We start from the raw sequence: 25,329 nt of genomic DNA, 5'->3' as shown, positions 1-25,329 counted from the left end.
CCTGGCGACGGCCATGCTTCATGCCCTGCGCCTGCTTGCCTGTCTTGCCTGCGCCCAGGCTGCCCCGATGGCCTCGCCGGCGGATGCGCTCGCCGTCGACGTCGAGCTGGTGCTGGCGGTCGACATCTCGCTGTCGATGGACGAGAAGGAGTTCGCCCTGCAGCGGGCCGGTTATGTCGAGGCGCTGCGGCATCCCGACTTCATCAAGGCTGTCCGCGCCGGCGCCACGGGCCGCATAGCGCTGACCTATTTCGAATGGGCCGGCACGGTGCGCGACGACGCGGTCATCGGCTGGCAGATTATCGATAGTGCCGAGAGCGCGAACAGCTTTGCCGACAAGGTCGCGGCTCGCCCGTTCCGCAGCTTTCGCGGCACTTCGATTTCCGGCGCGCTGGCCTTCGGCACCGAGCTTTTCGACCGCACGTCTTTCCAGGGCGAACGCAGCGTCATCGACATTTCGGGCGACGGACCGAACAATATCGGGCCGCCGGTCACCGCGACGCGTGATGCGGCGACTGCCAAAGGCATCGTCGTCAACGGGCTGCCGATCCTGATCAGCCCGTCGCCCACCTTCAGCCATCTCGACCAGTATTATGCGCAGTGCGTGATCGGCGGACCCGGTTCCTTCGTGCTGCCTATCTATGCCGCCGCCGAGTTTTCGACAGCCATCCGGCGCAAGCTGCTCCTGGAAGTGAGCGGCATTCAGGACGAGGTGAGAAGCATCCCCATCGACGCGGCGACGCCGATAGACTGCCTGCAAGGCGAACGGGACAGGCGGTTTCTATCGGATCCGTATTTTCCCGAACTTGACCGTTGAGCTCTCGACAGAGGGGTTAACGCGATCCGGAGGGAAAACCGTTCCACAATTTCCCGGAATCCCTCTCGGTTTAAGCGGGCCGGGCACCAAATTGATTGCGAAACTCGTTGGAGAGATCGCGGCGCCAGCGCCGGCCGTGGACATAGCCTTGCATCAATTCCGGCAGCGAATAGCCAAGCGTTTTGGATGAACGGTTGGCCATGTAGCCCTGAAATGCCTCCGGTATCCTGCCTCGCAGGATGTCGGCGATGAGTTGCCGCGAGATCATGTAAGGCGGAATGTGCGGGTAGGCATGGGCAATATGCGGATGTTTGCCCATCAGGTTCGCATAGGCCTCGACATAGCCGTCACGGCGGCCGGAAATCGAGTTCTCCGAATTGTATTTCGTCCAGTCCAGATCCCTGGACAACTGCGCACCGAAGCGCCGGGCAAGGCGCAGCAGCAATTCGCGATCCTGCATGCGGGTGATGTCGCTGTCGTAGCCGCCGATGGCCAGCAAGGCTTCGCGGCGAGCCGTGATCGCGGAGCCGGCAATGAAGATGGTCTGCCCAACCAGCGTCCGCTCAAGCATTGCGGGGCTCACGAACGCCTCGGGGTTGACGCAGTTTGTGATGCGACTGCCTTTCAGGGACACGAACGAACTGATCAGCACTTGCAGTACAGGATTTTCCTCGAACCAGGTCAGGGTTCGTTCGAGCCGGTGCGGCATGTAGATGTCGTCCGAATCGAGGAACGTCACCAACGGTGCCCGCGCGCGCTCGATGCCGGCATTCCTGGCTGCGTTGGCGCCTCGCCATTTCGCCCCGACATAGATCAGCCGCGGGTCCTGGATGCGGGCCAGCGCCGATTCGGTCCCATCGGTCGAACCATCGTCGACGACAATGTGCTCAAGCCTCGACATGCTCTGGGAGAGTACGCTTTCCACGGCGCGCAACACCGTTTCGCGTCGGTTGTGGGTCGGCGTAATGACCGTGATGAGAGGTGTCGGTTCGATGGTTTTGCCCATTTTGACCATAGTGCTTCAGCTATGTCCCACGTAGAGGGGCACGTTTTCAACCTTGTCCCGAACCAGCCCAAGGGCCATGGCCGCTTGTGCACAAAAAACCAGCGCGCAAAAGGCCAATCCGACGATCAGTGCAAACGGGATCTGCCATGCCGGCATTCCGAGCCGAGTTGCATGCGTCAGAATACGCCCGCCCACTTTCCAGGATGTCGAAAACCAACGTCTTGTCGCCTTCAGCACTCGCGCGGCTTGGGATGGCGATGCCAGTGCCACATATTTCCGGTCCGCATCGCGCCCGGTGACCAGGGCACGCCAAAAGAAAAACCGCCAACCGCGCGGAGGATAATGGCTGGCCCGGGCATCGACTCTGACAAAATCATGCCCGCTTGCTCGTAACTGGCTGGTGAGCAACGTGCAAGAAACCTTGAATCCATTGCTGGCCGGAAAGGGATGGCCGGCTAACCAGCTTCTGCGGAAGGCGCAATTGTTGGCGTTCATCGCGCGCTTGGAGGCAAAGCGTCGATCACCATCACGCAGCGGGAAGAACCACAGAAGCGCAAAGGTCCGCGAAGCGAAATCGTCACAGCCGAGATAGGTGTAACCGTTCACGGCGATCGTCTTCGGATCTTGGAGCGGTTTGAGAAGTGCCGACAGCCAGCCGTCTTCGATCACTGTATCGGAATCGCAGAAAATGACGATGTCGCCCTTGGCCAACGCGGCGCCTGCGTTCTTGACCTCATAGTACCGGCCGCCTGTGCAGGCGCTGAAGACCGTATTTGCTGCCATGCCAAGTTGCGGAACAATTTCGGTGAGACGATGCCGGAGAATCGGTGTGTCGGTATCTGGTCCGCTGTGAACGACGATGACCTCCGGTTTCAGGTATTGACCGGTTGTCGTCACGGCTTTTATTTCCCGTGCCAAAGCGCTGAACGAAACGCCGATCTCATCTTCATTGATGGACTTGGCGTTTTCCATTTCGACAACGATCGAATAGGTCAGGTTCCCCGCTCCGTGCTTCGCTCGGCATCGCGTCCGGCATGACGCTACGAAAAACATGCTCCCGTGTCATCATCTGGTTGCAGAGTTCAATCCGTCCGCAACCCCGAATTCGCAACCTTGCGTCTCAACGGCAACACCCTGAGGGCCGGAGACTGGAAACCGCCTCAGGATCGCGCAGGCCGATTCGTCTTGATCGCCTCATCTCATTCTTATTACTTTTGGGGTAATCGAATTCTGTCACGACCCTTGGCAATCTGTGCCTTCGGAGCCGGCAATCGGCTTCGATTGAAAGGGAGTGCACTTATGACCGCTTACGCCGTCGCCCATATGCGCCAAGCCACGATGGGTCCGCAGATCATCGAATACCTGCACAAGATCGATGCCACGCTGGAACCTTTCGGCGGCCGTTTTCTGGTCCATGGCGGCGATGTCGAGGTGATCGAGAACAACTGGCCGGGCCATCTGATCATCATCGAATTTCCCGACAGGCAGCATGTGCATGGCTGGTACAATTCGCCCGCCTATCAAGCGATTCTGGCGCTGCGCACGGACAATTCGGAGGCCGACGTGGTGTTTGCTGACGGCGTCGAACATCCGCACAAGGCCACGGACATCCTCGATTAGCTTGCGGCTACTGCCGTTTCAGCAGGAACACTGCCTGCTGGCCGAAGAAGTTCCAGAACCACCACGGCATCGACAGGCCGATCTTCTGGCCGTTGGCGTCGAGAGCGGTTGCCTTCTCGACGGTCGCGCCGAGCTCGTCGCACAGATTGACGAAGTCGCGGATGGTGCAGAAGTGGATGTTGGGCGTGTCGTACCAGGAATAGGGCAGGTCCTTGGTCACCGGCATGCGGCCGTTGACGAACAGTGACAGACGCACACGCCAATGGCCGAAATTGGGGAAGGAGACGATGGCGCGATTGCCGATCCTGAGCAGTTCGTCGAGCACCAGCTTCGGGTTGCGGGTGGCCTGCAGCGTCTGCGAGAGGACGACGAAGTCAAAGCCCTTGTCGGGATAGAATTCGAGATCCTTGTCGGCATCGCCCTGGATGACCGAGAGGCCGCGCGCCACGCATTCGTTGACGCCGCGCTGCGACAGCTCGAGCCCACGGCCGTCGACCTGCTTGCTGTCCTGCAGCAATTCGAGCAGCGAGCCGTCGCCCGAGCCGACATCGAGCACGCGCGACTGTGGTGGGATGAGGTTGGCGACGACTTCAAGGTCGACGCGCTGGTCGCGGTTGACGCTCATAGGCCCAGCCCTCTCGCCCTGGCGGCCGAGCCGATGAAGCCGTTGATGGCGGCAAACAGTTCCGGCTCGTCGAGCAGGAATGCGTCGTGGCCGCGGTCGGTCTCGATCTCGACGAAGGATACCGATGCTCCGGCGGCGTTGAGCGCATGCACGATCGAGCGGCTCTCCTCGGTCGGAAAAAGCCAGTCCGAGGTGAACGACACCAGGCAGAAGCGGGTTTTCGTGCCGGCGAAAGCATCGGCCAGCCGGCCGCCATGGTCGGCGGCAAGGTCGAAATAGTCCATCGACCGCGTCATGTAGAGGTAGGAATTGGCGTCGAAGCGATCGACGAAGGTCATGCCCTGGTGGCGCAGATAGCTTTCGATCTGGAAGTCGGCGTCAAAGCCGAAGGTCAGCGCTTCGCGATCCTGCAGATTGCGGCCGAACTTGCGGTGCAGGGCGGCTTCCGACAGGTAAGTGATGTGGGCGGCCATGCGCGCCACCGCCAGGCCCTTTTCCGGGCGTTTACCGTGCTCGAAATATTTGCCGCCATGCCAGTCCGGATCGGCCATGACAGCCTGGCGGCCAACCTCATGAAAGGCGATGTTCTGCGAGGAATGGCGCGCGCCGGTGGCGATCGGCAGCGCCGAGAAGACGCGCTCCGGATAGCTCGACGCCCATTCCAGCACCTGCATGCCGCCCATCGAGCCGCCGAGCACGCAAAACAGTTTCTCGATGCCGAAATGGTCGATCAGCATCTGCTGCGCCCGCACCATGTCGCGAATGGTGATAATGGGCAGGTCAAGCCCGTAGGGCTTGCCGGTGGCGGGATTGGTCGAGGCCGGACCGGTGGACCCAAGGCAACCGCCGATAACGTTGGAGCAGATGACGAAGAAGCGATTGGTGTCGATGATCTTGCCGGGGCCGATCAGCACTTCCCACCAGCCAGGCTTGCCGGTCACCGGATTGGTGCTGGCGACGTGCTGGTCTCCGGTCAGTGCATGGCAGACGAGGATGGCGTTGGAGCGGGCATCGTTCAGCGTGCCGTAGGTCTGGTAGGCGATCTGGAACGGTGACAGCAGCGTGCCGGCGTCCAGCTTGAGCGGCTTGTCGGATCCAAAACGCAAAACCGGGCTCGACGGCTGGTCGACCTCGTTGTTGGTTTTGCGGGCGCGCAGAACGGCCATGACATCCATCTCACACTTTGAGCCCACGCATCGCGCTTGTCGAAAGTCGATGCCGATACGGGTGTCCGGCCGGGGCGGACAACAAAAAACCGGCATTGCAGTCGCAAAGCCGGTTACAGGATGCAAACGGCCCTTTAGCAAGTTGTTTAACGTGGCTGCAAGCCGACCGGCCAAATCACCACGGAAGTTCGCACCCCTTCTAGGGCTGTGGCGCGCCGTCGTCAACGGCCAGCCCTGGGCGATGGCTGTCGCCTCTCGACATTGCAGGCCACGGCTTGTATTTCCGCTGCGGCTTCCCTCAGGAAGCGTTCTCGACGGATTTTGCGACATGAGCCAGACACCGGACCAGGCACGTCCAACCCCGCGTGCGGGCATCATGGACATCGACGCCTATGTGCCGGGCAAGAGCACGGCGCCCGCCGGCGTCGCCAAGGTCCACAAGCTGTCATCAAACGAGAATCCGCTAGGGCCCTCGCCGAAAGCGATCGAAGCCGCGCGCGAGATTGCCGGCAAGCTCGACATCTATCCCGACGGCACCGCCAGGCGGCTGCGCGAAGCGATCGCCGAGGTGCACGGCCTCAACCCGCAGAACATCATCTGTTCCAACGGTTCCGACGAGATTCTCGGCCTGCTGGCGCAGACCTATCTGGCGCCCGGCGACGAGGCCGTCATCACCGAACACGCCTTCATGGTCTACAAGATCTACATCCAGTCGGCGGGTGCCGTTCCGGTGACGATCAAGGAAAGAGACGAGCGCGCCGACATCGACGCCATCCTGGCCGCGGTCACGCCGCGCACCAAGATCGTGTTCCTCGCCAATCCCAACAACCCGACCGGCACCTATGTACCGTTCCAGGAGGTACGCCGGCTGCATGCCACGCTGCCGAAGAACGTGCTTCTGGTGCTCGACGCGGCCTATGCCGAATATGTCCGCCGCAACGACTATGAGGCCGGCATCGAACTGGTCGGCAGCACCGAGAACGTGGTGATGACCCGTACCTTCTCCAAGATCGGCCTGGGTGGCGCGCGGATCGGCTGGATGTATGCGCCGATGCATATCGTCGACGCCATCAACCGCGTGCGCGGTCCCTTCAACGTCAATGCGACGGCGATCGAGGCCGGTATCGCAGCCATCCGCGACCGCGCCCATGTCGAGCGCAGCGTGGCGCACAACGAGACCTGGCTTGCCTGGTTGAGCGAGGAATTCACAAAGCTCGGGCTGCGGGTAACGCCGAGCGTCGGCAATTTCGTCCTCATTCATTTTCCCGATGACCAGAAGCATTCGGCGGCGGCGGCGGACGACTATCTGACGGCGCGCGGCTATATATTGCGGCGCGTTTCGGGCTATGGCTTTCCCAACGCGTTGCGCATGACCGTCGGCACCGAAGAGGCCAATCGCGGCGTTGTCGCCGCTCTCACGACATTCCTGAAAAGCTAGAGACCATGACATCACCGATGTTTGAAAAGATCGCGCTGGTCGGCATCGGCCTGATCGGCTCGTCGCTGGCCCGCGTCATCCGCCGCGAAGGTCTCGCCCGTCACTTGGCCATTTCGACCCGCAGTGCCGCGACACTGGCGCGAGCCGAGGAACTCGGGCTGGGCGATAGCTATACTACCGATGCGAGAGAAGCTGTCCGCGATGCCGACCTGGTCATCGTCTCGGTGCCGGTCGGCTCGTCCGGCGCGGTGGCCGAGGAAATCGCGCCGGCGCTGAAGCCGGGCGCGATCCTCACCGATGTCGGCTCGACCAAGGCGTCTGTCATCGCGCAGATGCAGCCTTATGTGCCTGAAGGTGTCCATTTCATTCCCGGCCATCCGCTGGCGGGCACGGAAAAATCCGGCCCCGACGCCGGTTTCGCCGACCTGTTCGACAATCGCTGGTGCATCTTCACGCCGCTGCCCGACACCAACCCGGACGCGCTGGAGAGGCTGTCGGAGTTCTGGCGCCGCTGCGGTGCCAACATCGACACGATGGACCCGCAGCATCACGACATGACGCTGGCCATCGTCTCGCATTTGCCGCACATCATCGCCTACAACATTGTCGGCACCGCCGATGATCTGCAGTCGGTGACCAAGTCCGAAGTGATCAAATATTCGGCTTCCGGCTTCCGCGACTTCACCCGCCTTGCCGCCTCCGACCCGACCATGTGGCGGGATGTCTGCCTGCACAACAAGGACGCCATCCTTGAAATGCTGGCGCGGTTCTCGGAAGATCTGGCGTCGCTGCAACGCGCGATCCGCTGGGGCGACGGCGAAAAGCTCTTCGATCTGTTCACCCGCACCCGCGCCGTACGCCGCTCGATCATCGAGGCCGGCCAGGACATCGACGTGCCCGATTTCGGTCGCCAGGCCGTCGAGCATCCCGCGAAGGGCTAGAGCAATTCCAGGAAAAGTGTGAGGCGTTTTTCCCGGGAAAAGCGCTAGCGCTTTCCCTTGGGAATTGCGTCAAAACAAAAGCGTCAGTTTCAGGCTGGCCAGGTCTGCGCAACCATGGCCAGCGTCTCGGCCCTATCCGGCGCGCCCAGCCTGCCGCCGAAGCGCAGGCATTTGAGCGCCGCGGCCGCACTGGCAAAGCGCAAAGCCTGCTCGACCGGCATGGCTTCCGCCAACCCGACGGCGAAGGCGCCGTGGAAGACATCGCCGGCGGCGAGCGTATCCACTGCCTTGATCCTCGGCGCCGCGACATGGCGCACACAGCCTGCGCGACGGTCGTGCCACCAACAGCCCGCCGCGCCGCCGGTTACCGCGACAAAGGCGTCGGTGCGGCTGGCGAGATCGGCGCAAGCCGTTTCCGGATCGAGCGCCTGGCCGCAGACGATGCGCGCCGCCGTTTCCGAAGCGACGATGTGCGTGGCGAGCGGCAACAGCTGTTCCAGAACTTCCAGCGGCGCGGTGTCGGCATCGAGGATCGCCGGACGCCCAACGGCGCGTGCCGCCTTGAGTGCCAACGCTGCCGCGCCCGGCCAGCGGACATCGACCAGCACGGCGTCGAATGCCGTGAGGTCGGCGACCGGCAAGACTTCGGGATCGGCCTGGGCCAGCCCGTCATAGAACGGCACGATGATGCGCTCGCCATGCGCGTCGACCAGGATCGAGGCCAGCGCCGAGCGGGCGCCTCTGACGCGGCGCACAAAGGTGCAATCGACGCCTTCGGCCTCGATGCCGGCGATGAGCTGGTCGGCGACGGCATCGTCACCCGCGCTCGCCCACAGCGATACCTCGGCCCCCAGGCGATGCGCGGCACAGGCAGCACTGGTGGCCATGCCCGAGGCGATCTGGAGGCCGTCGGAGGCAATGAACTTGCCCTGATGCACGGGCAGCGTCTCGACGCGCAGGATGGTGTCCAGCGTCAAGGCGCCAACGCTCAGCAGCTTCACGGGTTTTGCCATGGTTGAGCTATTCGACCGGCTTGATCTTGCCCAGCGGAATGAAGCCGAGCGAGGCCTTGCCCCTGACCACCTTCAGCGGCATCGACGGTTCGTTGCCGAGCACCGCCAGGGCAGAAAAACCCTGCTCGATCTGGCTTTTCTGCTCGGGTATGGCGGCGCCGAGGATGGCCGCCACCGCCTTCGGGTCCTTCAGCCTGATCATCAGATCGGCGTTGACCAGGCCCTCGGCATCGACCGAGAGCGGTCCCGAAACGGTGATGCGCGCCGGCCCCGACGACAGGTCAAGGTTGCGGATTTCGATCGCCTGGCCACGAAGGCTCTTCACCTGCGTGCCGATCAGTGCGACGCCGTTCTTCAATGTCACGTCGCCGCTGGCATCGAGCGCCGGAAGCACGCGCCCGCCAATCGCGCCGGGGTCGATCTCGAGATCGCCGAAACTGCCGAGATAGTTGATATCCTCCCCGTTGGGCTGCAACTGGCCCGAGGCCTTGCCGGCGCTAAACAGTTGCACCGGATCGGTGTCGTCGGCCGGATCGGTCTGGCCGGACAGGCCCTCCGCCTCCAGCGAGATTCGCTGCGGCAGCGGCCACCACAATTTGAAACTGGCCTGCAGATTGTCCCAGTCGATCCACAGCGGCACCATGTCCGGAACGGAGGTCCTGAGCGGGCCGCGCAGATTGGCAACCGGCGACAGAGGCTGGATGATCTGGGCGGCCGCGTTGAAACTGCCGGCTGAGGCCGCGATGTTCCTGGCATCATCCTCATAGGCGAGGTTGTCGCAGGAGACGGTAAAGCTCAAGGGATAGCCGCTGACCTGGAGATTGGCGCAGCCGGCCTCGACGCCATTCTTGTTGAGCGTGGCAACCGCCTTGTCGGCCTCGCTCCTGACGCGGTCGGCCAGATAAAACCAGCCGCCGCTGTAGAGGGCGAACAGCACGACGATGAATGCTGCAAGCCAGAACAGGCGGCGACGTTTGTTCGGCTGGCGTTCGTCACTTGACGTCATGCTTTGGCTCTCGTTAACGCATGGGTGTTGCGGACGGGTGGTCGATTCCGCCAGGTAGGCAGACGAATAGTTAGACGGGACGGGCGGAAAAAACACCGGTCCGGGTGCGGTGTTGGCATCTTTTGCAATCAGGCGCGGCGATATGGGCGATTTTTGGGTGTTTGGCTATGGCTCGCTGATCTGGCGGCCGGGATTCGCGCATGTCGAGACACAGCGTGCCCGCCTGCACGGCTATCGGCGCTCGCTCTGCGTCTATTCCTTCGTGCATCGCGGAACGCGCGAGCGGCCGGGGCTGGTGCTCGGCCTCGACCGTGGCGGGTCCTGCGTCGGCCTCGCATTCCGCGTCCCCGGCGACTTGCGCGACGAGGTCATGGCCTATCTTCGCGAGCGCGAACTGGTCACCAATGTCTATCTGGAGCGCATGCTCAAGATTCGCCTCGACGGGGGCGATACGGTCGACGCCGTGGTCTACATCGTCGACCGCCAGCACGAGCAATATGCCGGAGCGCTCGACGTGGCGGATGCGGCGGCCGTGGTGCGCGGCGCGGTCGGCCAGTCCGGCAACAACGAGGACTATGTGCTGAGCACGCTGGAGCATCTCGAGGCATTGGGCATAAGCGACCACTGGCTGGAGGATGTCGCCAGCCAGGTCGCGCCTTTGTGAAGCTGGCTCTGCGGAAAAAGGCGGCCAGGCCTTTGACCTCGTTCAGGCAAGACCTAGGTTAGGCTCCGACCCTCAGCCCGCGGGCGCCATTTGCCCGCCCCAATCATCCCGGAGATCCGCCTTGCAGAAACGTCGTCTCGGTCGCACCGACCTGTCCATCGCGCCGCTGGTTCTGGGCGGCAATGTCTTCGGCTGGACCGCCGACGAGAAAACCTCGTTCGACCTGCTCGACCGCTTCGTCGGCGCCGGCCTCAACGCCATCGATACGGCGGATGCCTATTCGCGCTGGGTTCCCGGCCACAAAGGCGGTGAATCGGAAACCATCATCGGCAAATGGATGAAAGACCGTGGCAATCGCGACAAGGTCGTGGTGATCACCAAGGTCGGTTCGGATATGGGGCAGGGGCACAAGGACCTGTCCGCCGCATACATCGAAAAGGCCGTCGACGCATCGCTGAAGCGGCTGCAGACCGAAGTCATCGACCTCTATCTGTCGCACTGGCCGGACCCCGCAACGCCCTATGAAGAAACGCTTGGCGCCTACGAGAAGCTGCTCGCCAAGGGCAAAATCCGCTATGCCGGCTGTTCGAATCTCGACGCCGGCCAGTTGCGTGCCGCACTCGATGTGGCGAGCTTGCGCAGTCTGTCGCGCTACGAGGTGCTGCAGCCGGAATACAATCTCTACGATCGCTCGTCCTTCGATGGGCCGTTGCGCGATCTATGCGTGGCCGAGGACATCGGCGTCATCACCTATTTCAGCCTGGCCAAGGGTTTTCTCAGCGGCAAATACCGCAGCGATGCCGATCTCGGTCAAAGCCCGCGCGGCGGTGGCGTGAAAGACTACCTCAACGCGCGCGGCATGCGCATCCTTGCGGCACTCGACGCGGTTTCATCAAGGCATTCGGCCAAGCAGGCGGAAGTCGCGCTTGCCTGGGTGATTGCGCGGCCGGGTGTCACCGCGCCGATCGCCAGCGCCACCAAGCCTGAACAGATGGACAGCCTGATCAGGGCGGCGTCGCTGAAACTGACCGCCGCCGACATGGCCGAACTCGACAAAGCGAGCGGCTGAAGCTTCAGGCGCCGCGCCTCGCACGAACGTCCAAGACGCCCCTCTGGTCCTGCCATACTGTCTCTTCGCGCAAGGCAGGACAGAGGAGAAAATGACTGAGCCGCTTCTTTCGCAGCCGGACTTTTGGGGACAACTTCTCGCGCTCGTGCTTGCCGCCCTGGTGATCATGGGCAGCCCGGGTCCGGCAACGATAAGCGTTACCGCCGTTGGGACCGCCTTCGGTTTGCGCCACTCGCTGGGCTATGCCTGGGGAATCATCCTGGGCACGATCGCCGTGCTTCTGGTTGTCGCGACCGGGGTCATGGCGGTGCTTACCTCGATGCCGAAGCTGGCGCCGTTGCTGGCTTTCGCCTCGGCGGCCTACATCCTCTATCTCGCCTTCAAGATCGCCACGGCGCCGCCCATGGCAGCACGCGGCGCGGAGGCTTCGTGTCCAACATGGCTGGCTGGATTCCTTCTCGCGGTCGCCAATCCGAAGGCCTATGTGGCAATCGCCGCCGTGTTCGCCGGTGCTTCGCCCAAACAGGGTAACACTGAGCTTGGTCCATGGCTGAAGCTGATGGCTCTCGCGCTGATGATCGTCGCCATCCATGCTCTGTGGCTTGTCTTGGGAGTGGCATTCGTGCGCTTCCTGCGCCGGCCGGCGGCCTCGCGGATCGTCAACCTGGTCTTTGCCGCGACGCTGGTGTTGACCACCGCGCTGGCCGTTTTCGGCTGAGAACTGCCGGCAGGAGACTTCCGGTTCAGGCTTTGTGTCTTGCGGCGTTGTCCAGCTCTTGCAGTCTTTTCACCGCTGTCGGCGGCAAGGCAGGCGGATTCGGGCCCCGCGCGGCATTAATCAGGAACTGGTCGCAGGCAGCCTCGGTCTCGCCGATCAGCCGGGCCATGAATTCGTCCTTGCTCAGTCCCGGTGGGATCGGCGGCAGGAAGCGCGCCTTCACGGTGCCGGGGTAGCGCAGAAATTTTCGACGCGGCCAATAGAGACCGGCGACATGGGCAACCGGCACCACCGGAACGCCAAGTTGCGCATAGATTTCGACGATGCCGTATTTGTAGGCCGGCTCGTCGCCCGGCGCGCGTCTTGTCCCTTCGGGGTAGATGATGAGCTGGCGAGGATTGCGCGCCATCTCCGCCTTGGTCGCGGCGACCACGGCCTTCAGCGCTTTCGAACGGCTGCCGCGATGAACCGGAATCATGCGCATCTTCATGATGTACCAGCCGAAGAACGGGATCCAGGTGAGCTCGCGCTTCAGGATGTAGAGAGGGTCGTGAAGATAGGGAAAGAAGGCGATCGCATCCCAGAACGACTGGTGTTTGGGGGCCAGGATGAAGGAGCCTTCGGGCAGGTTTTCCCGGCCGGTGATCTCGCTCTTCGTTCCGGCGATCTTGTCGTAAAGCCACATCGAGGTGCGCGACCAGAATTTCGGCACGAACCAGGCGCGGTGCCGGGGCGACAGGAAATAGTACGGGGTCCAGAGGATCATCTGGACGATCAGGTTGACGTAAAAGACGAAATTGAACGTCAGCGATCTGATGTAGAGCATTGGGGGGGAGCCCGGTGAGGAGGTGAGCGTTGGTTACACCAAGCGCGGGAAAAAAGGAAATGGCCGCAGGGCGCTTTGGTTGGCAACGAAGAACGGTCGCCAATGGGAGATTGGCCTGGTTCCGCTACATCAGCTGTGCCAGCCGCTCCTTCAGGCGCGGGGCGGCAAAATCGAGGAATGCGCGCAGCTTGACCGGCAGCAGGCCGTGGCCCGCATGCACCAGGCTTACCGGCCATGACTTTGGCTCGAACTCCTGCAGCAGGATGCGCAGCGTGCCGGACCGCAGCGCGGCTTCGATCTGGTAGGAAAGCACGCGTGTCAGCCCGACGCCGGCAATCGCGGCATCGATGGCCGCTTCGGCGGTGTTGACCTGAAGCCGCGAGCGGACCCGAACCGGGATTTCGGCCTTGCCCCTGATGAAGCTCCAACTGGCGGCGGAGGCAAGTCCCTCGAAGGTGATGCAATCGTGTGTTTCCAGATCCTCCGGGGCCGTTGGCGTGCCGTGTTCGGCCAGATAGGCCGGGCTGGCGCAAACGACGCGGCGGATCGCGCCGACGCCGATGGCGACCAGGCTCGAATCGGGTAACTGGCCGATGCGGATGGCGAGATCGAAATGGTCCTCGACCAGCTGGGTTATGCGGTCGGCCAATGTCAGGCGGATGTCCACGTCGGGATAGGCGGCGAGAAAGCCGGTGACGACCGGCAGCACGTGCAGACGGCCAAAGACGACCGGCGCGGTGATGGCCAGTTCGCCGGTCGGAGCACTGTATTCGCCGGCTGCCGTGCGTTCGGCCTCGCCGACGTCGTCGAGGATGCGGCGGCAGGCGGCAAGATAGGTCTGGCCGGCATCGGTCGGTGTTAGCCGTCGCGTCGAGCGATTCAGGAGGCGTGTGTTCAGATGGCGCTCGAGATCGGAAATCTTGCGGCTGACCGTCGCCAGCGGAATGCCGAAACGGCGGCTGGCTGCTGAAAGGCTGCCGGCCTCCACCGCGGCGACAAAGAGCGACATGGCTTCGAGACGATCCATAGCTTCTTCCGGAAAATGGAAGGACAGGTTACGAATATGTCATCTGCATTTGAATGATGGAAGGCTCTATATTGTGTCTGTCAGCCTGCCCGCAGCATGGCCCACAAAGGAGTTGCCATGTCCGAAGCCCGCCCGCCGATGCCGCCGTTTACCGCCGAGACATCAGCACAGAAGGCGCGCATGGCCGAGGATGCCTGGAATTCACGCGATCCGGCGCGGGTTGCGCTCGCCTATACCAAGGACAGCCGCTGGCGCAACCGCGCCGAATTCCTGCAAGGCCGCGACGCCATCCAGGCCTTCCTGACGCGAAAATGGAGTCGCGAGCTCGACTACCGGCTGATCAAGGAGGTCTGGGCCTTCCACGGCAACCGCATCGCCGTGCGTTTCGCTTACGAATGGCGCGACGACAGCGGTTCATGGTTCCGCAGCTACGGCAACGAGAACTGGGAATTCGATGAACACGGGCTGATGCGCCTGCGCATCGCCAGCATCAACGACCTGCCGATCGGCGAGGCCGATCGTAAGTATCACTGGCCGCTCGGCCGGCGACCGGACGACCACCCGACGCTGTCGGAGCTCGGACTTTAGCATCTTGCCGCAAGGAAGCTTTCAATGAACGCGCATGCTTTCACCAGCGACGTCGCCTTCACGCCGACCGTCAAGGCGATCCAGGCCCGCAAGGGCTCACGTCAGTCCTATGCCCGCGTCGAGGAGCGTGGCGGCTGGCAGGCCGGCATCACCCCGGACCTTGCCGCCTTCATCGAAATGCAGACCAGCGTCTTCCTGTCGACCGCGAACGGCGAGGGGCAGCCCTATGTCCAGCATCGCGGCGGGCCGGCCGGCTTCCTCAAGGTGCTGGATGAACATACGATCGGCTTCGCGGATTTTTCCGGCAACCGGCAGTTCATCACGCAGGGCAATCTGGCCGACAATCCAAGGGCGTTCTTGTTCCTGATCGACTATATGCACCGCCAGCGCATCAAGATCTGGGGCACGGCGCGGGTCGTCGAGAGTGACGCTGAACTGATGGCGAAACTGATGCCGCAAGACTACAAGGCGCGCCCCGAGCAGGTCATCCTGTTCACCGTCTCGGCCTGGGATGCCAATTGCCCGCAGCATATTCCGCAACGGTTCGAGGCGGCCGACGTGGCGGCGGCACTCGGCGAGCGGGACAAGCGGATCGAGCGCCTTGAACAGGAGATCGCACGGCTCAGGGGAAATACGGGCGCGGCCGCAGCGGAATAATCAGCCGCCGGCCGCTGTTTCGGCCAGCGCTATGCCATTGGGCGTCGGCTTGACCGGCACGATGCCCCGCGCCAGCGCCAGCAAATATTTGTTGTATTCGGTGAACAGCACGCGCAATGCCCGCGGCTTGGTCAGCCAGCCGCCATTGTCGAGGTTGGAATTGACCACCGGATAGGGCTCGAGCTTGGCGCCATGCAGCAGCCTGCCCATTTCCAGCAGGCTTCGGGGCATATGATAATTGTTGGTGACAAGGATCACCGTGCCATAGGCGTGGCTCTCGACCCATTTGGCGCTTTCCTCCGCATTGCCGATCGTATCGAGCGCGGCGCGGTCGATGTCGACGCAACAGGAGAACAGCTTCTTGTCGCCGCCGGTCGCCGCCTGCAACTGGCGACGGCTGGCCGAAGGATGGACGCCGCTGATCAGCAGCCGCTCGCCCTTGCCGGACGCCAGCAGATCCATCGCCGCATCAAGGCGGGACTGACCGCCGGTCAGCACGATGATCGCGTCCGCCTTGGCCGGATTGGCAGGCGTGGTCAGGTGACTGACCTTATTGGCGAACCAGCCGAAGCCGCCGGCAAACAATGTTGCGAGGATGAGGACAGAGAGAGCGGACAGGCGCAACGCGGCTCTTAGACGGCTCACAGTGGAGCGGCCATGCGAACGGGCAACCACCACTGGCATCTGCCCAGCCGTACCGGTCGAATCCCGCGCGTCCATCGCCATATGGTTAATCCTGAAATGCGGCTTTGGGTAGGTAAAAGACGCACTTTGCGTTACGTGAATTCTCCATCCGTGATCACCCTGTCCTATCTATGTCGTTGTCCCAAAACCGGTTCCCACTTTTGGGCGACATGAATTAGCCTGCATCCGGCTGGCGGACATCGATGTCGCTGAGATAGGCAACGACGGTGGCGTGGGACGTGGCAGCCGTCAGTCCGCCGATCACCAGCACCATCAACACGACACCGAGATAGCCTGCCGAACCGATGGCGAAATTGCCGAACAGGGCGGTCGCTTGGTCGGCCTGCGGCGTCGCCATATTGCGCGACGACCACCAGGAAAAGACGATGAAGACGAGCACTGCCGCGGCACCGCCAGCCGCCGCTCCCTTCATGCCGGTGACCAGGAAATGCCGGCGGAATTCGCGCGCGATGAAGCGTGCTTCGGCGCCGACGAAATGCAGCACTTCGATGATGTGACCGTTGCCGGCCATGGCGCCGCGCGTCGCGAACACCACGGTCAGCACGGTCGCCGACAGTATCAATGCCAGCACGGCAATGCCGATGGTCACCGTCGTGCGGGCCATCGCTACCAGCCGGTCGACCCAGGTGCGGTGATCGTCGAGCGATGCGCTCGGCAGTTTCGGCGTGATCGCGGCGCGCATGGCAGCGAAATCGGGCGGGCTGTTCTCGTCGATGGTGACGATGATCAGGCGCGGCACGGGTAATTCATCGATGTTGAGCCCCGAGCCCAGCCAGGGCTCAAGGAGCCTCGCGGTCGCCTCGCGGTCGATGATCCGGGTCGTCTTGACGCCAGGGAATTCACCGGCGATCTGGGAGGCCTGGGTAAGGGCTGCTTCCATGTCGAGGCCGTCGACCGGCTTGATCTGGATGGTCGCCTCGCGTGAAATCTGGTTCTCCCAGACGGACGCTGTGTCGCGCACCAGCGTCACCGCGCCGAAAGTCAGGCAGGACAGGAAGGTCATGATGGCGATGACCAGGACCAGTGCCCGGCCGGCGATGTTCTGCGCCGGCACGATCGGCGCCATCCTGCGCTGGGCGCGGGGCTTTGCCTCGGTCGCCTCGGCGTCCTGCTCCCGTTCCACAAAATGTTCGGCGGACAGTTCAGTCATAGATGTCCAGCCTTCCGCCGGCCAGGATCATGCGGCGCGCGTCGACCTGTTCCATCAGGCCAAGGTCGTGGGTGGCGATCACCACCGCGGTGCCGAGACGGTTGAGCTCGATAAACAGCCGCAACAGCCGTCGCGCCAGCGGCGGATCGACATTGCCGGTCGGTTCGTCGGCGAGCAGGATTTCCGGCTGCTCGATCAGCGCCCGCGCGATCGCCGCGCGCTGCTTCTCGCCGCCGGACAGAACCGGCGGCAGCACGTGCATGCGCTCGCCCAGCCCGACCCACTTCAACAGTTCGGTGACATCGGTGCGGTAGCTCGCCTCCTCGCGCCCGCGCACGCGCAGCGGCAGCGCGACGTTCTCGTAGGTGGTCATGTGGTCGAGCAGGCGAAAATCCTGGAACACCACGCCGATGCGGCGGCGCAGATGCGGCAATTCGGTACGCGAGATGCGCGAACGGTCCTTGCCAAAGATGGTGATCAGCCCGCGCGTCGGCTTCAGCGACATGAACAGCAAGCGCAGCAAGGTCGTCTTGCCGGCGCCCGAAGGCCCGCTGAGGAACTGGAAGGAGCGCTCCGGGATGTGCAGGGAGATGTCGCGGAGGATTTCCGGACCCATGCCATAGCGGAGGCCGACATTTTCGAAACGAATCAATTTCGACGACCTGAATTTCGGCTCGGCGGCGAGCCGGCCTGTTCTGGGTAAAGACCATCGGCCGGCATGGTTAACCGGCGGTTAATTTCTGGGCTCTTTCGGCTCGTCACGAGGGCTCCGGTGGGGAAGCGTTAACCATTTGTGTTTACGCAAAAGAAACGAAAAGCGAACACGTGCTGCAATGCTGGGGCCATGATGGCTGACGATCGAACCGCGCGCCCGGTTTCCGGCGAAATCATGACCGATCGGGCGGCAATCGCCGCAGCGGACCGGTTCATACGTGGTTCGGCTGCCGATATCGTCGATGCCGATTACGTGGTGATGCCGCGCCTTGCGCCTGCCGTGGAGAGCGTTTCGCCGCTGCCGCGTGCGATCGTCATGCCACCCGTCGCGGGCATGGACATGCTGCGCAAGCCCGAGGCCCTGCCGGAGCGGCTACCAGCCTCGCGCGGCGGGCCGATCTTCTGGGTCGCCGGTATCGGCGCTGCCTTGGCCGCATTCTGGGTCTCCGGCGGGCACGCGGTGGTGCGCCAGGCGCCGTTCCCATCCAGCGCGCAGGCGTCGGCGCTCAGCATTTCGGGCGTCACGTCACGCGTCGACGCTACCGGGCCGAACGCCGCGCTGTTCGTCGATGGCGAGGCCGTCAATGATGGTGCGAAACCGACGCAGTTGCCGCCGCTCGAAATCCGGGTGACCGGCAATGACGGGCAGACTACCCGCTATACGTTGGGGACATCCGGCCGTTCGCTGGCGTCTGGCGAAAGATTCGGCTTTGCCAGCCGGCTCGACGTGCCTAGAAACGGTGTGAAGACCGTGTCGGTCACTTTCGCCGAATAGGCGATCACCGGGGAAGACCATCAATGCCCATCGTACGCGGCAAGGACATCGAGGTTCTGTTTTCAGCATCGGCGATCGCGCGGCGCAATCTCGAACTCGCCAAGGAGATTGCCGGACACGATTATCACGATCTGCTGGTGATCTCGGTGCTGAAGGGCTCGTTTATCTTCGCCGCCGATCTTATCCGGGCCATGCACGATGTCGGCCTGTCGCCGGAGGTCGAATTCATCTTCATTTCCAGCTATGGCGCCGGCACCAGCAGCGGCGAGGTGAGGGTGCTGCGCGACATCGACAATGAGGTCGCCGGCCGCGACGTGCTGCTGATCGACGACATTCTCGAATCGGGCAAGACGCTGAGCTTTACCCGCGAGCTGATGTTGTCGCGGGGCGCCAAGAGCTGTTCGATCGCCGTGCTGCTCGACAAGCGCATGCGCCGCCAGACCGAGCTCAATGCCGATTATGTCGGCTTCGACTGCCCCGACTATTTCGTCGTCGGCTACGGCATGGATGTAGCCCATGCTTTTCGCGAGTTGCCGTTTGTCGGTGTCGTCAAAGGGGATGTCTGAGCGGCATCAAAAAGGTTTGCTGATGCTTAGAGCGGTTCGCCGCTTCACGAAAACGCCGAACCGCTCTAGTTTTTTGTTTTGACGCAATTCCCAAGGGAAAGCGCTATGCGCTTTTCCCGGAAAACCGTCTCACACTTTTCCTGGATTGCTCGGGGACTTTCAGGAAAAGTCAACTTTTGGCGGCCAAATATGCCGGCCATGGCAAAGCTTCTGATCGTCGAGGACGATGAGTCCGTCCGCACCCTGGCCGCCCGCGCGCTTGAACGCGCCGGGCACACAATCGATATCGCTGCGGACGGCGCACAGGGACTTTCGCTGATCCAGGCGGCGCGTGGCGGCTACGATCTAGTCGTCTCCGATATCCGCATGCCGGAGATGGACGGCATCGAGATGGCGATCGCGGCTGCTGCATTGTTTCCGTCGATCAAGATCGTGCTGATGACCGGCTATGCCGACCAGCGCGAGCGCGCCGAGGAATTGAACGGCATCATCCTCGATGTCGTGCAGAAGCCCTTCACGCTGGCCGAAATCCGTTCGCGAGTCGAGCGGGCGCTGATCTGCTTCGCCTGATCAGGCTGGGTCGGCGGCAGCGAGCACAGGTGGAACATTCTTGCGCCGTTCGGTGTTGAGCGCCAGCAGACCGGCGCCGATGATCAAGGCAGCACCGATCACCGTCGTCGACCGCGGCACCTCGGCGAAGAACAGGAAACCCCACAGCGGCGACCACAGGATGCCGGTGTATTCGAAGGTGGCAACGCGGTTGGCCGGCGCCATCCGGTAGGCCTGCGACAGCAGGATCATGCCGGCGGAAGCGACGAAACCGCAGGCCGCCATCTTGAGAAAATCCGGCAGCGTGGGCCAAAGCCATGGCCGTACCAGGAATTCCAGGCTTGGGTGAACGGCGTGTGTGATGCCGGCCAGGTGAAACGCCCCGGCAACCACGGCGGCGCCGACCAGATAGGCGCCGTTCTGATAGAAGGCCATGACCGTGGACGATTCAGTATCGCCGATCTTGCGGGCCATCAGCTGCGAAAAACCATAGAGCGCCGCCGAGCCCAGCGACAGCAGCGCTGCCCAGTCGAACAGCCCTGCGCCGGGGCGCAGCATCACGAGGACGCCGAACAAGCCGATCAGCACGGTTGCCAGTGTCTGCCAGGAGACGCGCTCGCCAAGGTACGGCCCGGCCAGGACCATGATGAACAGCGGCGCCATGAAATAAAGCGCCACCGCATCGGCGAGCGGCAAAGCAGCGATGGCCAGGTAGTACATCGTATAGGAGGTGAACTGGATGAAGGCGCGCACCGTCAGCATGCCGAATCGCTTCGACAGGATCGCCCGCAAGCCGACATCGGCATGGACCAGAACGATCAGGATCGGCAGGGCGACGATCGAGCGGATCGCCATCACCTCGGTCACCGGATAACCGCTCGACACGGCTTTGACGAGCGGATCCTGCAGCGAAAAGACCAGCACGCCGAGGCACAGGCTCAGGATGCCGCCCACCATCCGATTCTGCATCTGCATCCAGGCTCCTGCGCGTACGACTCGAAGCTGCCGCCTGCGGGGTAAAAAGAACCCGCCACCGTTTCGGGCAGCGGGCACGAGTGAGGACTCTTGATTGGTCCGCGGCTGATTTCGCAGCCGCATATCCAATGGGTATAGCGACTATCGTCCGCCGTTTGACATGTTGCAAACGAATTGGAATGATGCCAGCAATCAAATTCTCTTATGGCGGATTTCATGCGGCCGACCCTCGACAGCGACCTCCTGCGAACCTTCGTGGCGATTGCCGAGACCGGCAATTTCACCAAGGCGGCGGAGCAGGCCGGCCGCACCCAATCCGCGGTGTCGATGCAGATGAAGAAGCTCGAAGAGCTGATCGGCGCCAGCCTGTTCGAGCGCGGTTCGCGCGGCGTCGCGTTGACGCGGCGCGGCGGCGAACTCATCGTCAACGCCCGCCGCATTGTCTCGCTGCTCGACGAGACGTCGGCATCGATGGCGGCAGCGCCGCTTGGCGGGCCGGTGCGCATCGGCATTCCGGAGGAATATGGCCACGCCATCCTGTCGCGCGCGCTCGGCGCCTTCTCGAAGCGTCATACGCAGGTCGAGGTCACCGTGCGCTATGCCCATTCCGGGGCACAGATGGCAGCGCTTGCTGCCGGCGAGCTCGATCTGTGCGTGGTGTTCGAATGGCAGGATCCCGCCGGCGGCGAAGTGCTGATGCACGACCCGACCGTGTGGGTGACGTCGACCCTGCATCACATGCATGAGGAACAGCCGGTGCCGATCGCGCTCTACAACCGGGCCGGCTGGTGCAAGGACTTCGCCATCAAATCACTGGAGCAGCGCGATCTTGCCTATCGTGTCGCCTATACCAGCGACACCACCGGCGGCCTCAAGCTCGCCGTCACCTCCGGACTGGCGATCGCGCCGATTTCGCGCAGCAACATTCCGGACGGCTGTCGTGAACTGACCACGGCGGATGGATTCGGCGCCATCGATTCCTCCAACGTGGTGATGCACCGCAACCCGAATGCGTCAGGCGAGGCGATCGACGGCATGCAGGATGCGATCCGCGAAGCCTTCGTCAACAGGCTCAGTCAGCCAGCGGCATCCTCGTAGAAATGCAGCCTGTTGCCGAACGGATCGGCGACCGATACCTCTCGGGTCTTCCACGGCGTTTCTTCCAGGCCCGGCCTGGCAAAGCGGTAGTTTTTGCCGATCAGTTCGCCATGAAGAGCGGTGATATCCTCGACCTCGATGCGCAGGGCGATGCCGGGTGCACCGTCGCCATGATGTTCGCAGAGATGCAGAACGCAGCCGTCGCGGCCGACCGCCATGTAAAGCGGCGCGTCGTCGGCGAAGCGATGTTCCCACTGCACCTCGAAGCCGAGGAAGCCGACATAGAATTCACGCGCCTTGGCAATGTCGAAGATGCGCAGGATGGGTGTGACGGCGCCAAGTCTGGGCATGGTGGTGCAACCGCGCGAGAGGGTCTTTAGGTGGGATGGACGCGAGCGGCAATCCCTTTGTTTTTTCGCGATTCCGGACGGAAAACCGCTTCACACTTTTCCTGGAATTGCTCTATTTCAGCTCGAGCAGCCGTTCCAGATAGCTGCGTTCGATGTCAGGGCTGAGCGCATTGCCGAGCCGCTTGCGGATCGCTTCCAGTATCTGGCGGGCACGCTGCACGTCGATCTCGTCGGGCACCTTCACCGAATCCCCGAAATCGGGACCCTGGCTGGCGCGCGGCCGGCCGAGCGGATCACGGTCGGCGTTCTGCTGGCGGCCGCCTTCCTCGCCGCCGCCCTGGTCGCCCTGCATGGCCTGCATCTGCTTCATCATGTCCTTGGCGCCCTTGCGCAGCGCTTCCAGGGCCCGGCCCTGATGACCGACGGCCGCATCGCCGTCACCCTCGCCGAGTGCCTGTTCGGCATTGCCCATGGACTTGCCGGCCTCGCCAAATCCTTCATTGGGCTCCATACCCATGCCTTCGAGGCCCTTCTTCAGCTGATCGAGGTCGCTTTGCAGCTGGCCCTGGCCCTGCTGCAGCTGTTTCAGCGCATCGGCGAATTCCTGGGGTGTCATCGGCTTTTGCCGGGCGAGCGGATCGCGGTCTTCGCCGACGCCGGGTCTGTCCTCATCCTGGCCGCCTTCGCCGAGCTGCTCGTCACGGTTCTGCCCGCGCTGGCGCTCGCCGCGTTGCATCTGATCCATGCGGAAGGTGTCGTTCATCATCTCCTGCTGACGCCGCAGGATCTCACCCAGCTTGTCCATCTGCTGGCGCATCTCGCTGTCCTGCTGGCCGCCTTGCTGCTGACGGCCGGCTTGCAGATTGTTCATCATGTCCTGCAGTTGCGACAGCAGTTGCTGGGCCTTGTCGCGATCTCCGGACTTCGCCAGGTTTTCGATCTGGTCCATCATGCGATCGATGTCGCTCTGGCGCAATTCCTGGCCGTTCTGCTGCATCTGCGGGGCGTTGGGATTCTGCTTGGCGCGCTCCGCGAATTCCTGCAGGAACTGGTTCATCGCCTCGCGCAGTTCCTTCATCGCCTTTTCGATTTCAGCGTCGCTGGCGCCATTCTTGATGGCGTCCTGCAGCGCCTGTTGCGCCTGGCGCAACCGCTTTTCGGCGGCCGATAGATTGCCTTCCTCGATGCCGAGCGCGATTTCCCAGAGATAGGAGACCTCGCTGCGCAATTGATCGTCGCTCTCGGCCATCTTCAGCCGGGTGCGGGCGCTCATGATGGCGAGATAGTGAGACATGTTGTCGAACGTGTCTTCCGGCCGCAGCGTGATGGCGTCCATCAGGTCGAGCACGCGCGGCTTGGCGTTGGCGTCGAGCGCCAGCAGGCGGCGCTGTTCGATCACGGCGCGTGCCAGCGGATTGGCGAAAGGCCGCTCCGGCATCAGCAGCGTCTTGGTTTCGCTCGATGCGGTGTGCCCGGCATCATCGGTGGCGACCAGCGTCAGCTTGATGCTGCTGCCGGCCCAGACATGCTCGGTCAGGTCCTTGGAGGTCTTGGCGGCGTTCGACTTGCCGCCGCGGCGCGGCAGCGTCAGCGGCATTTCAGGTGCACCGTACAGCGGGCGCGCATTGGGCGCCTGCGGATCGGCGAGCGCGAACACCGCTTTGGCGGTGGCGGCGCCATAGTCGTCGTCGATCTGGTAGTTTAGCTCGAAGGCGCCGTTTGCGGCGCGCTTGGGCTCGCCGACGAAGCGGATCTGCGGCGGCTTGTCCGATATGACCGCGAAGGCCCAGCGGCCGAGCTGGTCCTCGCCCGACGTCAGCGTCAGCGTGCCGTCGCCGGTCAGCTTGCTGGTGAACTGGCGCACCTTGGACGGCGGCGCCGGGCTTGCAGCCGGCTTGGCGGCGGCCTGCGGCGCAGCGGGGTCGATGACGCGGGCGTTGCCATTCTTGTCGGCATAGCCGAGCGTTTCCTCGCCTGAGCCGCCCGTCACGCGCAGCGAAACGTCACTGCCTTCGGGAACCGTAAAGGTCGGGATCGCCTGGTTGGCGTCGGCGGTCAGGAAGATCGGCGGCTTGCCGGTATAGGCCGGTGGCGTCACCCATGCATCGATGCGCGGCGGCACGATATCGCGCGCGCCATGGGCAGTGAAGCCGTCGCTGATCCTGCCGCCCGTCGGCCCGAAGGAGAAGGCGAAGGCGGTAACGAGCAAAAGGGCCGCCACCGCGCGCAGCCCCCAGGGGTCGCGCTCCGGCACGCGCGTGCGCGGCAGGTCGGCGCCAAGGTTGTCGAGCTTTCCAGCCATACGCTTCTGGTGTTCGCGCCACAGCGCCTGCGAGAAGCTGCTTTCCCGGCCGCTGGGCCGGTCGGTCTGCACCAGCACCGGGCTGTGCAACAGTTGATTGGCGGCCTCTATGCGGCGGTCGATTTCGGCGGCGCCCGGCAGGCGGAAGAAGCGCAGCGGATAGAGCGCGGCCAGTGCCGCTATGGCAAAAGCAGCGACCAGGCCGACGCGCGCCATATCCGGCAGCCGGGAGAACAGCCCCAGCCAGGAGATGCTGAGGAACAGGCTGGCGACTATGACGAGCGGAAGCAGCAACGGCCAGCCGCGCTCGACCATCATCGAGACCCGCGTCGCCAACCGGCTCAAGGCCAGGCGTCCGGCCAGGCCGCGATCGCTGCTGAAGGTGGGTCGTTGCGTCATCGGCCCTTCCTTGAGCCTATCCCGAAAACCGGGATGCGGCCCTATCCCTTTGAGCATGATCTGTTCCGAAAGGGATTTCACTTTTCGGGATCATGCTGTGGAGCGGGCAGGATAGCCCGACGCCTCACGACTCAAAGAATACCAGCAAACACGGCAAAGGCGAGGCAGTTCGGAAAAACGTGAAGTGGACCGTTATAGTTCCATCCTGCATACCCTTTAGAAGGCAGCAGGCCCTTTAGAAGGTAGCGGGGTCCGCATTCGCTCCGCAGACCAGTACGGCGACCCGTTCGCCCGCCGCCGGCGCATAGCGGCCCGACAGGACCGCGGCAAAGGCGGCGGCGCCACCCGGCTCGGAGATGATGCGGGCCCGGTTCCACAGCGCCTTCTGCGCGGCGATGATGTCGTCGTCGCTGACCAGGATCGAGCGTTCGACAAAGGCTTCGGCAATCGGGAACATCATTTCGCCGACGCGCTTTGGCGCCAGTGAATCGGCGGCGATGCCCTCGGCCGGTGCGTCGACGGGGTGTCCGGCCTCGAAGGCGCGATGCAGCGTCGGTGCTCCTTC

At 63.2% G+C, this 25,329-nt stretch carries 28 protein-coding genes and 1 riboswitch; of the genes, 13 read left to right on the top strand and 15 right to left on the bottom strand.

The window, feature by feature from the left end; all coding sequences use genetic code 11:
* The first annotated feature begins 13 nt into the window (after positions 1-13).
* A complete protein-coding gene (locus tag EOB59_RS09225; RefSeq protein WP_128288222.1) occupies positions 14-817 on the top strand; it encodes a DUF1194 domain-containing protein in 804 nt (267 codons plus the stop codon).
* A gap of 70 nt (positions 818-887) precedes the next feature.
* Here EOB59_RS09225 and EOB59_RS09220 read toward each other — a convergent pair whose 3' ends face one another.
* Both EOB59_RS09220 and EOB59_RS09215 read right to left on the bottom strand, forming a co-directional pair.
* The gene (locus EOB59_RS09220) at positions 888-1,823 is read right to left on the bottom strand and encodes a glycosyltransferase family A protein (RefSeq protein ID WP_127396310.1); all 936 of its coding nucleotides are present in this window, start codon (positions 1,821-1,823) and stop codon (positions 888-890) included.
* A 15-nt stretch (positions 1,824-1,838) separates the two neighbouring features.
* Complete coding sequence (locus EOB59_RS09215; protein ID WP_245482664.1) at positions 1,839-2,795, bottom strand: glycosyltransferase; 957 nt, start codon at positions 2,793-2,795, stop codon at positions 1,839-1,841.
* A gap of 327 nt (positions 2,796-3,122) precedes the next feature.
* Here EOB59_RS09215 and EOB59_RS09210 point away from each other — a divergent pair, with 327 nt between their 5' ends.
* Positions 3,123-3,443, top strand: coding sequence for a DUF1330 domain-containing protein (locus EOB59_RS09210; RefSeq protein WP_127396312.1), 321 nt, complete (start codon positions 3,123-3,125; stop codon positions 3,441-3,443).
* A gap of 7 nt (positions 3,444-3,450) precedes the next feature.
* Here EOB59_RS09210 and metW read toward each other — a convergent pair whose 3' ends face one another.
* Positions 3,451-4,068 carry a methionine biosynthesis protein MetW gene (gene metW, locus EOB59_RS09205; RefSeq protein ID WP_127268377.1) on the bottom strand — a complete coding sequence of 206 codons (618 nt, stop codon included), beginning with the start codon at positions 4,066-4,068 and terminating at the stop codon, positions 3,451-3,453.
* Positions 4,065-5,234 (bottom strand): homoserine O-acetyltransferase, encoded by a 1,170-nt coding sequence (locus EOB59_RS09200; protein WP_127271091.1) that lies wholly within the window; start codon positions 5,232-5,234, stop codon positions 4,065-4,067. Before EOB59_RS09200 ends, metW begins: the two co-directional genes overlap by 4 nt.
* 114 nt (positions 5,235-5,348) lie before the next feature.
* Positions 5,349-5,426, bottom strand: a riboswitch (SAM riboswitch).
* 136 nt (positions 5,427-5,562) lie between these two features.
* Between EOB59_RS09200 and hisC the strand changes: the two genes are divergently transcribed.
* Both hisC and EOB59_RS09190 read left to right on the top strand, forming a co-directional pair.
* Positions 5,563-6,672, top strand: coding sequence for a histidinol-phosphate transaminase (gene hisC / locus EOB59_RS09195; RefSeq protein ID WP_128288221.1), 1,110 nt, complete (start codon positions 5,563-5,565; stop codon positions 6,670-6,672).
* Between the two features lie 5 nt (positions 6,673-6,677).
* Positions 6,678-7,613: a prephenate/arogenate dehydrogenase family protein gene (locus EOB59_RS09190; RefSeq protein ID WP_206622036.1), complete on the top strand. Its 936-nt coding sequence runs from the start codon at positions 6,678-6,680 to the stop codon at positions 7,611-7,613.
* 89 nt (positions 7,614-7,702) lie between these two features.
* On the opposite strand, the gene EOB59_RS09185 is transcribed toward EOB59_RS09190, so the two are convergent.
* A complete protein-coding gene (locus tag EOB59_RS09185) occupies positions 7,703-8,626 on the bottom strand; it encodes a sugar kinase (RefSeq protein WP_128288219.1) in 924 nt (307 codons plus the stop codon).
* Between the two features lie 7 nt (positions 8,627-8,633).
* Positions 8,634-9,632 (bottom strand): DUF2125 domain-containing protein, encoded by a 999-nt coding sequence (locus EOB59_RS09180; protein WP_128288218.1) that lies wholly within the window; start codon positions 9,630-9,632, stop codon positions 8,634-8,636.
* 142 nt (positions 9,633-9,774) lie between these two features.
* On the opposite strand from EOB59_RS09180, the gene EOB59_RS09175 reads away from it, so the two are divergent.
* The 3 genes from EOB59_RS09175 (at position 9,775) to EOB59_RS09165 (ending at position 12,083) form a co-directional block, all read left to right on the top strand.
* On the top strand, positions 9,775-10,296 hold the full coding sequence (locus tag EOB59_RS09175) for a gamma-glutamylcyclotransferase (RefSeq protein WP_127318398.1): 522 nt from the start codon (positions 9,775-9,777) through the stop codon (positions 10,294-10,296).
* Positions 10,297-10,417: 121 nt separating this feature from the next.
* On the top strand, positions 10,418-11,365 hold the full coding sequence (locus EOB59_RS09170; protein ID WP_128288217.1) for an aldo/keto reductase: 948 nt from the start codon (positions 10,418-10,420) through the stop codon (positions 11,363-11,365).
* 91 nt (positions 11,366-11,456) lie between these two features.
* On the top strand, positions 11,457-12,083 hold the full coding sequence (locus tag EOB59_RS09165; RefSeq protein WP_128288216.1) for a LysE family translocator: 627 nt from the start codon (positions 11,457-11,459) through the stop codon (positions 12,081-12,083).
* A gap of 25 nt (positions 12,084-12,108) precedes the next feature.
* Here the strand turns inward: EOB59_RS09165 and EOB59_RS09160 are convergent, their stop codons facing one another.
* Both EOB59_RS09160 and EOB59_RS09155 read right to left on the bottom strand, forming a co-directional pair.
* Positions 12,109-12,909, bottom strand: a complete 801-nt coding sequence (locus tag EOB59_RS09160; protein ID WP_128288215.1) for a 1-acyl-sn-glycerol-3-phosphate acyltransferase — start codon at positions 12,907-12,909, stop codon at positions 12,109-12,111.
* Between the two features lie 124 nt (positions 12,910-13,033).
* Positions 13,034-13,936: a LysR family transcriptional regulator gene (locus tag EOB59_RS09155; RefSeq protein ID WP_128288214.1), complete on the bottom strand. Its 903-nt coding sequence runs from the start codon at positions 13,934-13,936 to the stop codon at positions 13,034-13,036.
* 117 nt (positions 13,937-14,053) lie between these two features.
* On the opposite strand from EOB59_RS09155, the gene EOB59_RS09150 reads away from it, so the two are divergent.
* Entirely contained in the window at positions 14,054-14,524 is a 471-nt protein-coding gene (locus EOB59_RS09150) for a DUF1348 family protein (protein WP_127809196.1), read from the top strand.
* A 24-nt stretch (positions 14,525-14,548) separates the two neighbouring features.
* On the top strand, positions 14,549-15,181 hold the full coding sequence (locus tag EOB59_RS09145) for a pyridoxamine 5'-phosphate oxidase family protein (protein ID WP_128288213.1): 633 nt from the start codon (positions 14,549-14,551) through the stop codon (positions 15,179-15,181).
* On the opposite strand, the gene EOB59_RS09140 is transcribed toward EOB59_RS09145, so the two are convergent.
* The 3 genes from EOB59_RS09140 to ftsE form a co-directional block, all read right to left on the bottom strand.
* Positions 15,182-15,907, bottom strand: a complete 726-nt coding sequence (locus EOB59_RS09140; RefSeq protein ID WP_127270825.1) for a YdcF family protein — start codon at positions 15,905-15,907, stop codon at positions 15,182-15,184.
* A gap of 133 nt (positions 15,908-16,040) precedes the next feature.
* Entirely contained in the window at positions 16,041-17,036 is a 996-nt protein-coding gene (locus tag EOB59_RS09135) for an ABC transporter permease (RefSeq protein WP_128288212.1), read from the bottom strand.
* Positions 17,029-17,688 (bottom strand): cell division ATP-binding protein FtsE, encoded by a 660-nt coding sequence (gene ftsE, locus EOB59_RS09130; RefSeq protein ID WP_010911739.1) that lies wholly within the window; start codon positions 17,686-17,688, stop codon positions 17,029-17,031. Before ftsE ends, EOB59_RS09135 begins: the two co-directional genes overlap by 8 nt.
* Before the next feature lie 192 nt (positions 17,689-17,880).
* Here ftsE and EOB59_RS09125 point away from each other — a divergent pair, with 192 nt between their 5' ends.
* From EOB59_RS09125 to EOB59_RS09115, 3 genes are all read left to right on the top strand, one after another.
* Complete coding sequence (locus EOB59_RS09125) at positions 17,881-18,525, top strand: hypothetical protein (protein WP_128288211.1); 645 nt, start codon at positions 17,881-17,883, stop codon at positions 18,523-18,525.
* 23 nt (positions 18,526-18,548) lie between these two features.
* Positions 18,549-19,091 carry a hypoxanthine phosphoribosyltransferase gene (gene hpt, locus EOB59_RS09120; protein ID WP_023811104.1) on the top strand — a complete coding sequence of 181 codons (543 nt, stop codon included), beginning with the start codon at positions 18,549-18,551 and terminating at the stop codon, positions 19,089-19,091.
* 198 nt (positions 19,092-19,289) lie between these two features.
* Entirely contained in the window at positions 19,290-19,661 is a 372-nt protein-coding gene (locus EOB59_RS09115) for a response regulator (protein WP_027038124.1), read from the top strand.
* Here the strand turns inward: EOB59_RS09115 and EOB59_RS09110 are convergent, their stop codons facing one another.
* Entirely contained in the window at positions 19,662-20,609 is a 948-nt protein-coding gene (locus EOB59_RS09110; protein WP_164753801.1) for a DMT family transporter, read from the bottom strand.
* A 222-nt stretch (positions 20,610-20,831) separates the two neighbouring features.
* Between EOB59_RS09110 and EOB59_RS09105 the strand changes: the two genes are divergently transcribed.
* Positions 20,832-21,713: a LysR family transcriptional regulator gene (locus tag EOB59_RS09105; protein WP_127269182.1), complete on the top strand. Its 882-nt coding sequence runs from the start codon at positions 20,832-20,834 to the stop codon at positions 21,711-21,713.
* On the opposite strand, the gene EOB59_RS09100 is transcribed toward EOB59_RS09105, so the two are convergent.
* The 3 genes from EOB59_RS09100 to EOB59_RS09090 all read right to left on the bottom strand — a co-directional run.
* A complete protein-coding gene (locus EOB59_RS09100; RefSeq protein ID WP_128288210.1) occupies positions 21,692-22,063 on the bottom strand; it encodes a glyoxalase superfamily protein in 372 nt (123 codons plus the stop codon). The two genes, EOB59_RS09105 and EOB59_RS09100, sit on opposite strands and share 22 nt — an antisense overlap.
* Positions 22,064-22,175: 112 nt before the next feature.
* Positions 22,176-24,764 carry a TIGR02302 family protein gene (locus EOB59_RS09095; protein WP_128288209.1) on the bottom strand — a complete coding sequence of 863 codons (2,589 nt, stop codon included), beginning with the start codon at positions 24,762-24,764 and terminating at the stop codon, positions 22,176-22,178.
* Positions 24,765-24,999: 235 nt separating this feature from the next.
* A partial coding sequence (locus EOB59_RS09090; RefSeq protein WP_128288208.1) for a pyridoxal-phosphate dependent enzyme occupies positions 25,000-25,329 on the bottom strand: 330 nt, incomplete at its 5' end.

The organism is Mesorhizobium sp. M7A.F.Ca.MR.176.00.0.0 (genome assembly GCF_004023165.1).
GTDB lineage: Bacteria > Pseudomonadota > Alphaproteobacteria > Rhizobiales > Rhizobiaceae > Mesorhizobium.
This window is presented reverse-complemented; position numbering and strand designations above follow the sequence as displayed.